This is a genomic window from uncultured Sphingomonas sp., from assembly GCF_964237335.1.
Taxonomy (GTDB): Bacteria; Pseudomonadota; Alphaproteobacteria; order Sphingomonadales; family Sphingomonadaceae; genus Sphingomonas.
The window spans coordinates 1-14,644 of the sequence record NZ_CAXSHM010000050.1 but is presented as its reverse complement, the minus strand read 5'-3'; the positions used below and the strand labels follow the sequence as shown (position 1 = coordinate 14,644).

At 67.3% G+C, this 14,644-nt stretch carries 14 protein-coding genes and 1 pseudogene; 9 read left to right on the top strand and 6 right to left on the bottom strand.

Annotated elements, in window-relative coordinates:
* Nucleotides 1–595: 595 nt before the first annotated feature.
* Nucleotides 596–799 (top strand): DUF5818 domain-containing protein, encoded by a 204-nt coding sequence (locus tag ACFE65_RS16070; RefSeq protein WP_375383373.1) that lies wholly within the window; start codon nucleotides 596–598, stop codon nucleotides 797–799.
* 21 nt (nucleotides 800–820) lie between these two features.
* On the opposite strand, the gene ACFE65_RS16065 is transcribed toward ACFE65_RS16070, so the two are convergent.
* A complete protein-coding gene (locus tag ACFE65_RS16065) occupies nucleotides 821–2,269 on the bottom strand; it encodes a DUF6880 family protein (RefSeq protein ID WP_375383372.1) in 1,449 nt (482 codons plus the stop codon).
* A gap of 212 nt (nucleotides 2,270–2,481) precedes the next feature.
* Between ACFE65_RS16065 and ACFE65_RS16060 the strand changes: the two genes are divergently transcribed.
* Nucleotides 2,482–3,018, top strand: coding sequence for a MucR family transcriptional regulator (locus tag ACFE65_RS16060; RefSeq protein ID WP_375383371.1), 537 nt, complete (start codon nucleotides 2,482–2,484; stop codon nucleotides 3,016–3,018).
* 90 nt (nucleotides 3,019–3,108) lie between these two features.
* Here ACFE65_RS16060 and ACFE65_RS16055 read toward each other — a convergent pair whose 3' ends face one another.
* Nucleotides 3,109–3,450 (bottom strand): SWIB/MDM2 domain-containing protein, encoded by a 342-nt coding sequence (locus tag ACFE65_RS16055; RefSeq protein WP_375383370.1) that lies wholly within the window; start codon nucleotides 3,448–3,450, stop codon nucleotides 3,109–3,111.
* 85 nt (nucleotides 3,451–3,535) lie between these two features.
* Entirely contained in the window at nucleotides 3,536–4,591 is a 1,056-nt protein-coding gene (locus ACFE65_RS16050; RefSeq protein WP_375383369.1) for a S1/P1 nuclease, read from the bottom strand.
* A gap of 315 nt (nucleotides 4,592–4,906) precedes the next feature.
* On the opposite strand from ACFE65_RS16050, the gene ACFE65_RS16045 reads away from it, so the two are divergent.
* The 5 genes and pseudogenes from ACFE65_RS16045 (at nucleotide 4,907) to ACFE65_RS16025 (ending at nucleotide 11,687) form a co-directional block, all read left to right on the top strand.
* Nucleotides 4,907–5,536, top strand: a complete 630-nt coding sequence (locus ACFE65_RS16045; protein ID WP_375383368.1) for an SOS response-associated peptidase family protein — start codon at nucleotides 4,907–4,909, stop codon at nucleotides 5,534–5,536.
* A 162-nt stretch (nucleotides 5,537–5,698) separates the two neighbouring features.
* Nucleotides 5,699–6,400 (top strand): ImuA family protein, encoded by a 702-nt coding sequence (locus tag ACFE65_RS16040; protein WP_375383367.1) that lies wholly within the window; start codon nucleotides 5,699–5,701, stop codon nucleotides 6,398–6,400.
* Nucleotides 6,315–8,135: a DNA polymerase Y family protein gene (locus tag ACFE65_RS16035; RefSeq protein ID WP_375383366.1), complete on the top strand. Its 1,821-nt coding sequence runs from the start codon at nucleotides 6,315–6,317 to the stop codon at nucleotides 8,133–8,135. The genes ACFE65_RS16040 and ACFE65_RS16035 overlap by 86 nt, the downstream gene beginning before the upstream one ends.
* Nucleotides 8,132–11,396: pseudogene (locus ACFE65_RS16030) on the top strand (error-prone DNA polymerase). Before ACFE65_RS16035 ends, ACFE65_RS16030 begins: the two are co-directional and overlap by 4 nt.
* A gap of 3 nt (nucleotides 11,397–11,399) precedes the next feature.
* Nucleotides 11,400–11,687 (top strand): hypothetical protein, encoded by a 288-nt coding sequence (locus ACFE65_RS16025; RefSeq protein ID WP_174297527.1) that lies wholly within the window; start codon nucleotides 11,400–11,402, stop codon nucleotides 11,685–11,687.
* Nucleotides 11,688–11,781: 94 nt separating this feature from the next.
* On the opposite strand, the gene ACFE65_RS16020 is transcribed toward ACFE65_RS16025, so the two are convergent.
* The 3 genes from ACFE65_RS16020 to ACFE65_RS16010 form a co-directional block, all read right to left on the bottom strand.
* Nucleotides 11,782–12,072 carry a hypothetical protein gene (locus ACFE65_RS16020; protein ID WP_375383365.1) on the bottom strand — a complete coding sequence of 97 codons (291 nt, stop codon included), beginning with the start codon at nucleotides 12,070–12,072 and terminating at the stop codon, nucleotides 11,782–11,784.
* 6 nt (nucleotides 12,073–12,078) lie between these two features.
* Complete coding sequence (locus ACFE65_RS16015; protein ID WP_375383364.1) at nucleotides 12,079–12,366, bottom strand: hypothetical protein; 288 nt, start codon at nucleotides 12,364–12,366, stop codon at nucleotides 12,079–12,081.
* 102 nt (nucleotides 12,367–12,468) lie between these two features.
* The gene (locus ACFE65_RS16010; RefSeq protein WP_375383363.1) at nucleotides 12,469–12,675 is read right to left on the bottom strand and encodes a hypothetical protein; all 207 of its coding nucleotides are present in this window, start codon (nucleotides 12,673–12,675) and stop codon (nucleotides 12,469–12,471) included.
* Between the two features lie 274 nt (nucleotides 12,676–12,949).
* Between ACFE65_RS16010 and ACFE65_RS16005 the strand changes: the two genes are divergently transcribed.
* The gene (locus ACFE65_RS16005) at nucleotides 12,950–13,282 is read left to right on the top strand and encodes a helix-turn-helix domain-containing protein (RefSeq protein ID WP_375383362.1); all 333 of its coding nucleotides are present in this window, start codon (nucleotides 12,950–12,952) and stop codon (nucleotides 13,280–13,282) included.
* Complete coding sequence (locus ACFE65_RS16000) at nucleotides 13,279–14,565, top strand: type II toxin-antitoxin system HipA family toxin (RefSeq protein WP_375383361.1); 1,287 nt, start codon at nucleotides 13,279–13,281, stop codon at nucleotides 14,563–14,565. The genes ACFE65_RS16005 and ACFE65_RS16000 overlap by 4 nt, the downstream gene beginning before the upstream one ends.
* Nucleotides 14,566–14,644 lie beyond the last annotated feature (79 nt).

Here is a 14,644-nt window from a genome sequence, read left to right as displayed (position 1 = left end):
GCGGCAATCCACTTATCCAAGCCGCGAGCCTGTGCAGACAAACCGAGCCACCTCTTTCCGACAAGGCCAGATCTGGGTATCGGTGGCCTTCATGCTCGACAGGCACGACAAGCTGACACCGATGTTGCCGTAGTGGAGGTGTCCGACCGGTGCCTTCAAGAACGGCCAGGATTACGGACCGTCGACTCGCGGTTGCCCGATTGCCTCAATCCCATCAGTCTCAAAGCACGAGCGATCGTGCTGTAGGACACCGGGCCACCACGCGGCGCCGTCAGGCCATGGTCCTTGCAGAGGCGGATCAATCTGCTGACCCGTGGCAGGCTGTCAGCCTGTCCGGTATGCCGGCGATGAGCGCGGATTGCCTCTTCGACGCACCGGATCACCGGCTCGGCACGGGTGTAGGCCCGGGCCCGCCGTGCGTCGTTGACAGAAGCTCGATATCGTCAATGCCGTCCATCATTCCTGCCGGTGGTAGCACAGGCTCTGCCTGACGATCACCAGCCCTCGAGCGAGCCCAAAGCCCCAATGTCGGGCAGCAGCGACTTTGCGGTCCGCAGCCCACCCGCTATCCCGGGACGGTAAGGACAGCACGCATATGACGGTGATCGGTACGAGGATCGATGAGGCAGGCACGCTGATCCGCGAGGGCGGCGCGTTCTATCTGCGCCGCGATCTCGGCGGACGCTACCAGCTCGAGCTTCAGCGCACACCGGTGGACCTTGTCGAGAAGCGGGTCCAACTTGTCGGGACCCTGGTTGGCAAGGATCTCGTGAACGCCGATGGCGTGGCAGCCGCCTGAGCGTTGCGAGCAGATAGGCTTCTACGAGCCGGCTTCGTCGGCAACCGCGTGCCAGAACCCGGCCTTGCGGCCGTGGTCATTACGAAGGCACCGGATGTAGTCGTCATGCGACAGCGCAGTTCCGAAATCCTCGATGCGGGTCGCAAGCCCCTCGGCCTCGCTCAGGTGGCGCGCGGCGTGTTTGTAGCGCGAGCTGCGCGCCTTCCCGAGCGTGAAGTCGATCATTGCGCGAAGGAGCAGGCTCGCCGCGAGCGGGTGGCGTTCGCTCAGCGTGTCTGCGGCCGGCCCCAGGAGCTCGTACAGGTCGCCGTTCAGCTCGCTCGCGCGGGCTAGCGCTAGCCGACTGGCCTGGTCCAGCGCCGGCCAGCCGGTCAGGAAGGCCAGCGCCTCGTGGATATCTCGATGTCCAAGCGCATAGGTCAGGGCGCGCTGTTCCGCCTCGAAATCATCGAAGTCCGGCAGCCGGCGCAGGTGTTCTCGCAGGTGAGTGGCATCAAGCGTCGCCTCGAACCGCTCCCACCGAAACGCCTGCGCGTCGTCGGCACGGCCGAGCGCCTCGAGCGTGTCGAGCCGGGCTTGCTCCCATTCGATCGACGGCAGGCGCCGGTTGTCATAGTCCACCCGTTCGAGTGCCGCCCAGGCGTCGTCCACACGGCTCGCAGCGAGCAGTCGCCTGGCGATCTGGGCGGCGACGACAGGGGCGGTGCGGGCGGCATCATCGAACTGGGCGATGTAGCCGTCCACGTCACCGCGCTGGTCGGCAAGCTGCTGGAGGATGTGCGTCGCGGTCCGCCGACGACGTGTCGCCTCCATCTTGTCGGCGTACATCGGACCCTTCAGGCCCCACCCCACGACGACGCGCTCGGAGGGGGCAGGCGTGGCCAGCGGTTCGGACTGCCATGCGGTCGTTCGATCGCGCAGCATGTCCAGACCTCTGGGGCCAAGGGCAGGGGCCAGGATCTCGATCAGCCCGTCCCACTGGCCATAGCCGTTGTCGCACACTGCCTCGAACGTCAGCTCGACGAGGGTGTCGGGATCGATCCGTCCTGCCTGAGCCAAAGCCCCGAGCTCTCGTGTCGCTCCGCGGAAGATGTCCGCCAATCGTCCGCTGCCATCGCCGCTGCGGGCGAACACACTGTCAGCGCACGAAACCAGCCGCCACACGAGTTGGAACGCCGTGCGCGGGTCGGTCGGCGCGACCTTCGCCAAGATTGCGGCGCGCTGTGCGGTGAGATCTACCATCAGCGGTTTGACCTTCTGCCAGTCGACATAGGTTTTGGACCGGCTGATCGCCGCCAACCGCTTGCCGATTTCGCGCGCCGCTTCCTCCGGCCCGGCGTTGCCGGCCAACTCCAGGCGCAGACGACGCTGCGCGACCGCGTTGCCGGTGCTGACCTCGATGAGCAACTCGGCCAGCTTGGCGGAACCAAGCGCTTCCAGGTTCTTGGCGTTGAGGGTCTTGGCGGGCATGTGCCCTGTTATTACGCGAACGATGGCTGCTCAAGCCGAGGTCGTTCCCATTACTGCCCCAGCGGCAACGAAGCCGTGATCTCACGATGACGCTGCCACAATGATTACAAGTAGCCCTCGATCTTCACGGCCACAGTTACTAAGTGGATCATGCTGCTTCTTCCGATAGCGACTTTGCTGTCAGTAGCAATCGCCCATCCAGGAGCTATTCCTTGCCAGAAGACCAGAACTCGACCGTCGAACTCGCCACCGAACTCACCGTAGCATGGCTGAGCAATGCCAACACGCGCGTCCACGCCGACGACGTGCCGGCCTTCCTCTCCCGCATGCATGAGGCGCTGAATGGCCTCAATGCGCCTGCGGCGCCAGTCGCCGAGGAGCGCGCGCCCGAGCCCGAGTACACGCCCGCCGTGTCGGTGCGGAAGTCGCTTGCGTCGAAGGACCACGTCATTTCGATGATCGACGGCAAGCCGTACAAGACGCTGCGCCGGCATCTCTCGTCCAACGGCATGACGCCTGACGAATACCGCCAGCGCTACAATCTGAAGTCGGACTATCCGATGGTGGCGGAGAGCTACTCCACGCATCGCCGCGAGATGGCACACAAGATCGGTCTCGGGCGGAAGCCGGGGCAGAAGGTCGCGAGTGCACCGGAGCCGGTGGCCGAGGCGCCCAAGCGGGGCCGCAAGCCAAAGGCGGCCAGTTCGAACGTCGATCAGTCCGGCGGCAACGAAGCCGATAACAGCTGATCATGAGCCATGCCGGGCGGATTATCGCCCGGCATGGCTATCGGCGGCAGCGGTGGGTCGATCGTCGCCCGGTTCGCGCTCGTCGGCGGCTCAGCCCTTCTTGGCGGTCAGGTGGGCGCTGAGATACTTGTTCATCTCGAACATGCTCGCCGACTTCTTGCCGAACACCTTCTCCAGTTTCTCGTCCGCGTTGATCTGACGCCGGTCCTTGGGATCCTGCAGATCGTGCTTCTTGATATACTCCCAGACCTTGCTGACGACCTCGCTGCGCGGCAGGTCGTCCTTCCCGACGATCTCGGCGAGCTCGGGGGAGGGCGTGACGGGTGCGGTGATCCCGCCGCGGGCACCGCCTGCCGGCTTGCCGGTCTTCTCGACCTTCTTCTCAGCGGCCTTGGTCTCATCCTTGCCGCGCTTCGTCGCCGTCCGTGCCATGTCTAACCCCCGGTGGTCGTGTTGAACGATGCTTGCGTTATGCCGTGCAGTCCTACCCGTGTCTCTGGCTAACGGCGCTGTTGGCTCAGCTGGCTTGCTGTTGCCGGATGCAGGCACGCCGGAACCGCTGGCGCTCCTTGCCGTGCAGGTTCTTGGTGTCTGCCTCGGCCGAACACGCCAGCGAGGCAGCCGAGCGCTCGCCCGGCACCGATGCGGGCCTGATCGCAGCCGGAGCGGCCGGTGCCGATGGCGCGAACGACCCCGGCGAGATCGTGACCGTCGCGAGCGCTTTGTCGAGCACTGCCGCAAGCCGGACACCGGCGCGTTCCAGCTGCACCGCGGCAGCGGCCTGGGCTTGCTCGGCATAGCCTGCCGGAAGGGCAACTGGCGTCGCGTCCTGCGGGCAACCAGCGGGTGAGCCGATCGTGTAGGCGGTCGAACGGGCCACCTGGAACGCCTCCTGCGCCCAACTCGTCGGCGTGCCCTGTTGCCATTGCTGGCGAAGGGCTGGCGTGATCCTGGCGCGCAGCGTCGCGGCGACCTGCGCCGGGTCGGTCCCGAACGCCTCCACTACAGCCGTATCCCAATAGGCATGAAGGTTCTGGGTGCGCGATCCACCAAGGCTGAGCAGCACGCAGTTGCCGCCGCGATCGTGGTTGTCGGACGCGTGCAGCGGCTGGTGCATGTCGCCGACGAAGTGGAGCAGGTATTTGAGCGCGAGCAGCCGTTCGGCCGGCGCGGTGCCCGGTGCCGCCAGCTCGGCGGAGAACTCCTGGACCTTGTCGACCACGCAGTCCTGCGCCGGGCCGGCGCTGGCCGGCTGGTCGGGCGCGGGATGGCCAAAGCAGGCCGCGTCCAGATCGGGATGATCGAGCTCGGTATCGACGAAGTGCCACTGCGCCGTCTCGCGATGCCCGTGTCCGCGATAGACGTCCGCCCAGGTCGCCTCGCTTGCCATGTCGTGCCCGGTCAGCGGATCGGTATCGGAGGCGAGCAGCGCGTCCACCTTGGCGCGCACGGCCGGGGCAAGCTCGCCACGGGCGATGTCGGCCACCACCTGATGGCCTTCGAAGCCCCAGGCGAACGCGGGAAGCGGCAGGATCGTGGCGGCGACGGCGAGCAGATGCGTGATGCGTTTCATATCTCGCGCCTGCAGTCCGCCGTGACGCGCTCAAGACGATCTCGCCAGCCTGGCCATGATCGCGAGCTTGGTGCTTGCAGGTCGAGGCCAGGGGCGTAGGTTACGCGCCATGCATGTCCCGACCGGCCCGGGTAACCGCCATCCTCACGGCACCGTCGGCGTCGCACTCGCCTGGTGTCTGACGATCGGCGCGATGGCCGTGCTCGTCTATCTGCTCTGGGTCTAGCGGGACGGGGTCTCCAGGCGCGGCCTGTCCGCGATACCTCGCGCGATCGCCGCGTTGCCGATCGTGACCTGCAGGGCTAGCTCGCACCGATGTGCAATCGCGCCCGCCTCGACGGCGACCCCGAAACCATCCACGAGCACTTCGGAGCGAGCTGGGCGGAAGACGTGGTCCGCCCCAACCGTGATCCGGTGGAGCTCGTGCCCAGGGCGAAGGCGTACGTGATCCGCACCGAGCGCGAGCGCCGCGCGCTCGACGTCATGAGCTGGGACGTGCTCGGCGGCCAAGCCAAATGGCCGATGACCAACGTCCGCAACCTTGCACTTCCGCAATGGCGGCGACTGGCGGAGAAGCCCGAGAACCGCTGTTTGATGCCGGTGACGGAGTTCTGTGAATGGACGCCCGAGCCGATCGATTTGGGCGATGGCAAGAAGCCGGTCCGCGGCGAGATGTGGTTCGCCGTGCCCGAGCAGCCGATGTTCGCGATCGCCGGGTTCTGGCAGCAGACCGTTAAGGGGCCGGGCTGCACCATGGTCACCTGCGATCCCAATGCCCTCGTCGCGCCGATCCACCCCAAGGCAATGGTCACGATCCTGCACGAGGCGGACTGGGCTCGCTGGCTGAGTGGCAGCTACGACGATGTGGTCGCGCTGCAGCGGCCGTATCCGGCCGATCGGCTGACGGTGCGGGGGCCGGTGTTTCCGACGCGGCAGGGTCGATGAATCTAGGACCGGGTTCAGCGGAGTCCCAGTTCGACCCATCGAAACCCGCTTGACCAAGGCCAGCCATTAACGGAACATAGAAGGAACATATAGAGTCTAGCCCTCATGTTCCCAGCTCCTGATTCCCTGCCGCCCAGCATCGCCCATCTCCGAACCATAGCGATGCCGGTCGCGGATCACCGAGTGATCGCCTTCGGGGTGGAGGCATTAGACGGCCGGCTCGGCGGGGGTCTGCGGGCTGGCGCGCTCCACGAAGTGGCGGCGCGGACGTGCTCGCTGGTCGATGACGCCGCGGCCACGCTGTTCCTGGCCGGCATCGCGGCTCGGGAAGCCAGGGCGATCGGCGGCCCGGTGCTGTGGGCGAGCTGCCGCAACGATCTCTACGCACCCGGCCTGGAGCAGGCGGGCCTCGCTTCGGCCGACGTGATCTACGCCCAACCGCGTGATGACGCTGCACTCCTCGCCGTCGTCGAGGATGCGGTGCGCGACGGGACGCCGTCGGCGATCGTCGCGGAAGCGGGCAGGGTCTCGATGGTGGCGACCCGGCGGCTACAGCTCGTCGCCGCCGACGCCGATATGCCGGTACTGCTTCTACGCCGTCGGCGTAGCCGCGCGCTGGATCCGTTGAGCGAGCCGTCGGCGGCATGGACGCGCTGGCGGATCGCCAGCGTGCCATCGGAACGCCTCGGCGTCGCCGGCGTCGGCCGACCGCGCTGGTCGGTCGAGCTCGCGCGTCAGCGTGGCGGCGAACCATTCTCCCTGATCGTGGAGGGATGCGATGAGACGGGTCGTCTCGCTGTTCCTGCCGCACTTGGCCATCGAGCGGCTGAGACGGCTGGAACGGGTCGCGCCGCGGCTGCCTGAGCGCTCCGCGCTCCAGCTGCCTGTCGACGACGATCCCGGCGCCTGTTCCGTCCCCCAGGGCGGCGGCTGGCGTCCTGGCGCGCGCTGGGCGCGCACGGAGACGACGCGAGCGGACGTGGAGCAGCAGATTGCGGCGCTGCCGACCCATGCGCAACCGCCTATGCGCGAGCTTGGGCGGCGATCGGAGGGGGCTGCACATCCGTTCAGGGCAACCGCTGGGCCTTCACAGGCGCGCCGGGCCGAAGGCGGGGTGCCATCCTCGCAGCACATACCCGTGTTACAGCTACCACCTGTACTACAGGCCCCGCTTGCCCTCATCGACAAGGTCGGACGGCGCGAGGAGATCGTTGCGGTCTGTCCTGCGGCAGCGGCGCTCGGCATCTACGTCGGCATGGCGGCTACCCATGCGCGTGCGCTGGTCTCCGACCTGGATTTTAGACCAGCCGAGCCACGGGCCGATGCGGCACTCCTCGATCGGCTCACCTTGCTGGCGGTGCGGCGCTGGACGCCGATCGCGGCAACCGCGCCGCCCGACGGCATCTGGCTGGACCTGACCGGCTGCGACCATCTCCATGGCGGCGAGGAGCGTTTCTGCCGGCACCTGCATGCTTTCTGCGAGCGCGCCGGCTTCACCGCGCGGGTCGCGCTGGCCGACACCCCCGGCGCTGCCCATGCGGTCGCCCGGTCCGGCGCTGACGACATTGTCGTCGTGCCGATCGGCAACACCATCGACGCGCTTTCGTCGCTCCCGATCGCCGCGCTGCGGCTGAGCGATGGCGCGCTCGGCGCGGCACGACGGTTCGGGTTCGAGCGCATCGCGGATCTGCTGCCGGTCGCGCGCGGGCCGCTCGCGCGCCGGCTTGGCCTTCCGGCGATCACGCGGCTCGACCAGGCGATCGGGGCGGTCGCCGAGCCGATCAGCTCACGCGAAGATCCGAGTGTGCCGATGGTCGAGCGCCGCCTGCTGGAGCCGATCGTAACGGCGGAGGCGATCGCGCAGGTCATGGCGGACCTGCTCGACGATCTCGCCGAGCTGCTCCGGGCAAGAGGGCTGGGCGTGCGGGCCCTCCGCCTGACCGGCCTCCGCGTCGACGGCGGCGAGCAGATCGTCGCGATCGGCACATCGCGGCCGACCCGCGAGGTGCCGCATCTTCTGCGGCTGCTGAAGCTCCGGATCGAACGCATTGATCCGGGCATGGGGCTCGAGCAGTTCGTGCTCGTCGCCCCGCATACCGAGCCGCTCGACGCGGTCGATCTCGGAGCGGTGCTGGCCGGCGAGACGCGGTCACGCGATCCGGCACGGCTCGTCGATGTGGTGGCGGGCCGGATCGGCACGCGAGCGGTCTTCCGGATCGCACCGGTCCCCAGTCACGTCCCGGAGCGCGCGGTCACCGTTGCCGAGCCGGTAGAGGCACCGGGCCGCTGGCCGCTCTGGCAGCGGCCGGTACGGTTGCTCGCCCGACCAGAGCCACTGCACGGTATCATTGCCCTGCTCCCCGATCAGCCGCCACGCCGGTTCGAGTGGCGGGGCAGATCGTACAAGGTCGTTGCCGGCGATGGTCCCGAGCGTATCCACGGCGAGTGGTGGCGGCGCGACGCGGAGGTGTGGGCGGTCCGCGACTATTATCGGGTCGAGGACGGCGAGGGCGGTCGCTGGTGGGTGTTCCGCCGCGGTGACGGGTTCGAGGCAGCCACCGGCGATCTCAGCTGGTGGATGCACGGCATGTTCGCATGACGGCCTATGTCGAGCTGCAGGTTCTCACCCACTTCTCGCTGCTGCGCGGGGCCTCCAGCCCCGGAAGAGCTGTTCTCGGCCGCGGCGCTGCTCGGCTACCCGGCGATCGGCATCGGCGATGTCGGCACCGTCGCCGGCGTCGTCCGTGCCTGGGAGGCGCAGAAGGGGACGGGCGTTCGCTCGATCGCCGGCGCGCGGGTCGATCTCGCCTGCGGGCGGTGCCTGATCCTCTATCCGACCGATCGCCCCGCCTGGTCACGGCTGACCCGCCTGCTCACCGTCGGCAAGCGCCGGGCAGGGAAGGGCGGCTGCGAGCTGCACTGGCACGACCTCGCGGCCTGGTCGGACGGCGTGATCGCGATCCTGCTGCCGCACGAGGCGGACGAGGCGAACCGGGCGGCGCTGGCCGATCTGAAGGCGCTCTACGGTCGGCGCGGCTACATGGCGCTGTTCCAGCGCCGCAGACCCAACGACGCGGTGCGGATCGATGCACTGGCGCGGCAGGCCGGCGCTGCCGGCGTGCGCGCCGTCGTCACCGGCGACGTGCTGTACCATGCGCCCGAAGCCCGGCTGCTTCAGGACGTGGTGACGGCGGTGCGCGAGAAATGCACCGTGGACGAGCTTGGGCTTCGCCGGGAGGTCAACGCCGATCGGGGACTGAAGTCGCCGGGCGAAATGGTGCGGCGGTTCCGCGACTATCCCGATGCGCTGCGCGCCAGCGTCGACATCGCGCGCGCCTGCACCTTCGACCTGGGCGAGCTCGCCTACCAATACCCGCATGAGCGGCTGGTCGAGGGGCTGAGTGCGCAGGCCGCGTTGGAGAAGCTCGCGACGGAAGCGGTCGACCGCATGTTCGACGGCACCGTGCCACCGGCATACCGGACCCAGATCGCGCACGAGTTGCGGCTGATCGGCGAGCTTGGCTACGCGCCGTATTTCCTCACGGTCTTCGCGATCGTCCGCGAAGCGCGACGGCGCGGGATCCTCTGTCAGGGCCGAGGCTCGGCCGCCAATTCCTGCGTCTGCTTCGTGCTCGAGATCACCTCGATCGACCCGATCAAGCACGAGTTGCTGTTCGAGCGGTTCGTGTCGGGCGAGCGGCGCGAACCGCCCGATATCGACGTCGACTTCGAGCATGAGCGCCGCGAGGAGATCATCCAGTGGATCTACGAGACGTACGGTCGCGACCGCTCCGCGCTGACGGCCGTGGTCCAGCGCTACCGCGCGCGCGGCGCGGTCCGCGATGTCGGCAAGGCGATGGGGCTGCCCGAAGACCTGACGTCGTCGCTCGCGGGCTTGGTGTGGGGCTGGTCGGCCGAGGGCGTCGGCGAGAAACAGGTCAATGAGCTCAACCTCGACATGGCCGACCGCCGGCTGCGGCTGACGCTCGATCTCGCGAGGCGGCTGATCGGCGTTCCGCGGCACATGAGCCAGCATCCGGGCGGCTTCGTCCTCACCCATGATCGCCTCGACGACCTCGTGCCGATCGAGCCGGCGGCGATGGAGGATCGCCAGATCATCGAGTGGGACAAGGACGATATCGACGCCCTCAAGTTCATGAAGGTGGACATCCTCGGCCTGGGCATGCTGGGCTGCATGAACCGGGCGTTCAACCTGCTCGAGGAGACGAAGGGCGTCCGCCTCGGGCTCGCCGATCTCCAGGATGACGATCCGGCCGTGTTCGCCATGATCTCGAAGGCCGACACGCTCGGCACCTTTCAGATCGAGAGCCGCGCCCAGATGTCGATGCTGCCGCGCATGAAGCCCAGGCGCTTCTACGATCTCGTCATCCAGGTCGCGATCGTCCGTCCCGGGCCGATCCAGGGCGACATGGTCCACCCGTATCTCCGGCGGCGCGAAGGGCTCGAAAAGCCGGAATATCCGCGGCCCGAGTTGCGGGCCGTTTTGGAGAAGACGCTCGGCGTGCCGCTCTTCCAGGAGCAGGCGATGAAGGTCGCGATCGTCGGTGCCGGGTTTACGCCGGCGGAGGCGGACCAGCTGCGACGCGCCATGGCGACGTTCAAGGTCACCGGCGGCGTGTCGCACTTCTCGGAGAAGCTCATCGAGGGAATGGTCGAGCGCGGCTATCCGCGCGAGTTCGCCGAGCGCACGTTCCGCCAGCTCGAAGGGTTCGGGTCCTACGGCTTTCCCGAGAGCCACGCCGCCAGCTTCGCGAAGATCGCCTACGCGTCGGCCTGGATGAAACACCATCATCCCGACGTGTTCTGCGCGAGCCTGATGAACGCGCAGCCGATGGGCTTCTACGCGCCCGCGCAGATCGTTCGCGACGCGCGCGAGCATGGCGTCGAGGTCCGGCCACCCTGCATCAATGCCAGCCGCTGGGACTGCACGCTGGAGCCGACCGGCGGGCGCTATCTCGCCGTCCGGTTGGGCCTGCGCCAGGTCCGTGGCTTGTCCAACGCCGACGGGGCAGCGATGGTCGGTGCGCGCAGCACCTGCGCCTTCGAGTCCGTCGAAGATGTCTGGCGGCGATCGGGTGTCCAGCGCGCCGCGATCGAGAAGCTCGCCGATGCCGACGCCTTCCACGCCTTCGGCGCGGATCGCCGGCACGGCCTGTGGAAGGTGAGGGGGCTCGGCGAAGCGCCGTTACCGCTGTTCGCCGCGGCGGACCGCATGGCGGAGGCGATCAGCGCCGAGGGCATCGAGCCCGATGTCGTGCTTCGGCCGCTGACCGACGGCCGCGAGGTGATCGAGGATTATCGGGCCTTGCAGCTGTCGCTGCGCGCGCATCCGCTGGCGTTCCTGCGCGACGAACTGGCACGGCGCGGGGTGACCCGCTGTAGCGACCTCGCCGGCATCCGCGATGGCCGGCACGTCGAGGTCGCCGGCATCATCCTCGTCCGCCAGAAGCCGGGCAGCGCCAAGGGCGTGCTGTTCATCACGATCGAGGACGAGACCGGGATCGCCAACGGCATCCTGTGGCCCGATCGTTTCGAGGCGCAGAGGCGTACCGTCATGTCGGCCTCGATGATCGGCATGAAGGGCAGGGTGCAAAAGGAAGGCGAGGTCATCCATGTCATCTGCGATCGGATCATCGACCATGGCGACCTGCTGCACCGGGTCGGGGACATGTCGTTCCCGCATCGCACGGGGCGCGGCGATGCGGGCCAGCATCCAGGCTCTCCGGACCGCGGCGACAAGGGTTGGAGCCCGGAGCCGCGGAATTGCTACTGGCCGCCTCATGCCGACGGCATGGACCCCGAGGAGGTCGTGCGGTTCAAGTCGCACGATTTTCGTTGAGCGATGGCGAAGCTCGCCCGCCATCAGCGCGTCGTCATCGCGCTATCGGTCCATATCCTTCGCAGCGGCGTGGCTCGTTGCTCGGACGCGCGCGTAGACGGTGTGGAGGTTCGTCTCGCGCTGCGGTGCCTGTTGCCGCATTGCCCGGAGCGTTGGCCGCTTGAGCTTTATTGGGATGCGGCACGCCAGGAGAATGAGATCGGCAGGGCGCAGGGCGTGACCGCTGCGTTCAATGGCATTGTTCGTCAGCTACGCCGCGCAGGCCGGTATCAGGACGTGCTGGATCAGTGAGATGAGAGCCGCCCGCATCGTCGGCCGAGATCCTCGCGCCGATGCCCTCGATGTACTGGATCCAACCGGCTGACGCTGCCGTGCTGCAGGGGCTTCAGCCTTCCACGTCGGCCGCCGTCAGCAGGATCGGCGGCTCCCCGCCGAGCCGCTTGACGAACTCGCGTTGCGCTATGCGGTGAATGTCACTCTCGAACTCGATGAAAACCTCGAGGGCAGTTTCGCTGTCGAGCGTATCGCGATCGGGATCGAGAAGCTGCGTCAGGGCCTCGGTGGTCATGAGGAACTCGACCAAGCCCAGGTTGGTGGTGCCGGTGAAGCCGACGCTCTCGCGTTCGGCAACCCAGTACCAGTCCCCCATCTCGAAACGGACGCTGGGAGCGGCCATGGCAGCTTACTCCTCGGTCGGGCCGGAAGCGGGCAAGTGGTCGGCCAGAGCTGCAATGCCTTCACCAGTGAACGTCGTGTTGGAGGCGCCGTCGATCTGCACGGGATGCTCCACCGTCAGGATGGCGGCCGCTTGATGATCGGGGTCCAGCTTGCTCCAATCGCGAACTGCCCGCTCGAGGTTGGTGACTTCAGCGACATCGTTGTCGCCGCGGGGGACGTTCTCCAGCGACGCGCTCATCCGCCAGTTGATTTCGGGGGTTTTGGCGCTTTCACCCCAGGTCGCTTCCGTCATGATCGTCTACCTCTTCGCGTCTGGTTCTCGGCATTGCGGCGGTGATGGATGTAGCTTGGTAGAACGCGCCCCTGCCACTCTGGAGCTCGCAGGGCCTGGGCGTCAAAGACCGCGAGGGGCGACAGCGATAATATCGAGCTTTCGAAGGGCACGCGCCACGCGTTTGGCCTCGAGCAGCCCTATGCCGTTCGCGCGAAAGGCGCCGGCGAGTTGTCGCTCGGTCAATGGCGACGACACCTCGTCAAGGACGGCGAGCGCTGCTGCGCGCACCTCAGGGGGTGCAGCCTTCAGGACATCCAGGGCTGTCATTCTGCCTCGTAAACGTTGCTCGGTCTGATCGGCACACCAGCGCATAGTCTCGCATCGCGCGACTTGCACGTACCGCACTCTGGTGCGGCGATCTGACGGGTAAGCCGCCGCCTCGGACGCGCGGCGAGAGATTGCCGTATCTGTGGTATCGCCCAGCGAGGCATGCGCGCGGCGCTGACGGCATAGGCGTCGAGATCGGTATATCTCGACTGCTCATTTAAGGTCGTGTATAGCGTACCGTATGGCCCGCACGGGCGTTTATATGAGACGCTAGATGCGGTCGACCGTCGCTGATACCCTTCCGCCTCGCGTGAGGCGCAGCCTGGCGAAACTCGGCGCCGATATTGCGCTGGCGCGCAAGAAGCGCAGCCTCACCGTCGTCATGATGGCCGAACGGATCGGTGTGGCCAAGAGCACGTATCTCAAGCTGGAGAAAGGCGATCCGACCGTCGCGCTGGGCACATACGCCATGGCCTTCTTCGTTCTGGGATTCGGCGACAGCCTCGGAGAGATCCTCGACGCCAAAAAGGACGAGCAGGGTCTGTTGCTCGACGTCGAGCGCATGCCGCAGCGGGTCCGCAGACCCAAACCGCCTGTCTCGCTGTGAGGCGAACGATCGCAATCCAGATCGGCGACGAAGCCCGCGGCGTCGGATCGCTGCACTACAATCAGCAGGGGAGCCGCGAGAGCGCGGGCTTCGAATACGATGCCGCCTGGCTGGCCGACCCGGACCGCTTCGCCCTTGAGCCTGGGCTGCCGCTCGTTGCCGGCCCACAGTTCCACCGCAAGATTGGCACCGGCTCTGTCTTCCATGCCGCGATCGCGGACACCGAGCCGGATGGCTGGGGGAAGCGCGTTATCCAACGCGACCATGCCAAGCGGCGTCAGGACGCTCGCCGCCGGGGCGAGGAAGTTGACGCACGCGCTCTGAATGGCCTCGACTATCTGCTGGCGGTGGACGACGTCAGCCGGGTCGGCGCACTGCGTCTTGTCGATGAGCAGGGGCTTGCTCAGCGAGCGAACGAGGATGGCCGTCGCACGACGCCGCCTCTGATCGAACTGGGTCACCTTCTCGCGGCCAGTCGCGCGGTCGAGACGAACACGGAGACCGCAGCCGACCTCGCCTATCTGCGCGGCCGCGGCACGTCGCTAGGCGGTCTGCGCCCAAAATGCACTGTCGTCGATGACGACGGACACCTGTCGATCGGCAAGTTCCCGAGCGTCGCCGACGAGCGCTCGATCACGCGAGGGGAGGTGCTGGCGATGCGGCTTGCCCGCCGAGCCGGCATCGACGCGGCCGATGCTCGGCTGATCGAGAGCGACGGCGACGCGATCGCGCTGATCCGCCGGTTCGATCGCCCCGCGGGGGGCGGGCGGCTCATGTACGTCTCGGCGGCGACGATGATCGGTGCGGAGCCCGGCGACGCGCAGGAGCATTCCTATACCGAGATCGTCGATGCGCTCCGGGTGAATGGCAGCGCCCCAATGGCCGACATTGAGGAGCTATGGCGCAGGATCGCCTTTTCGATCCTCATCACCAACGTCGACGATCACCTGATGAACCACGGGTTCCTCCACGTGGACCGCGGCCTGTGGCGGCTGGCGCCAGCCTTCGACATCAACCCGTTTCCAGAGCGGCTGCGCGAGCTCAAGACCTGGGTCTCGGAAGAGGCCGGGCCGGAGGCGACCATCGACGCCCTGATGTCGGTCTTGCCGTACTTCCGCATCACCCAGCAACGCGCGAAGGAGATGCTGGCGCAGGTGGAGCAGGCTATCGCAAGCTGGCAGGACGAGGGACGTGCGCTCGGCATGACCAGCGCCGACCTCGACAGCTTTGCCGATGCTTTCGAACATGGCGAGCGCGCCGCCGCGCGAGCGGCATTCGCGTGAGGTTGCCCTCGACGTCGCGAACTGCAGCCTGTTGATTTGCACTGAGAGTTGACCCGGAGTTTTCATCGAGAAATGACCC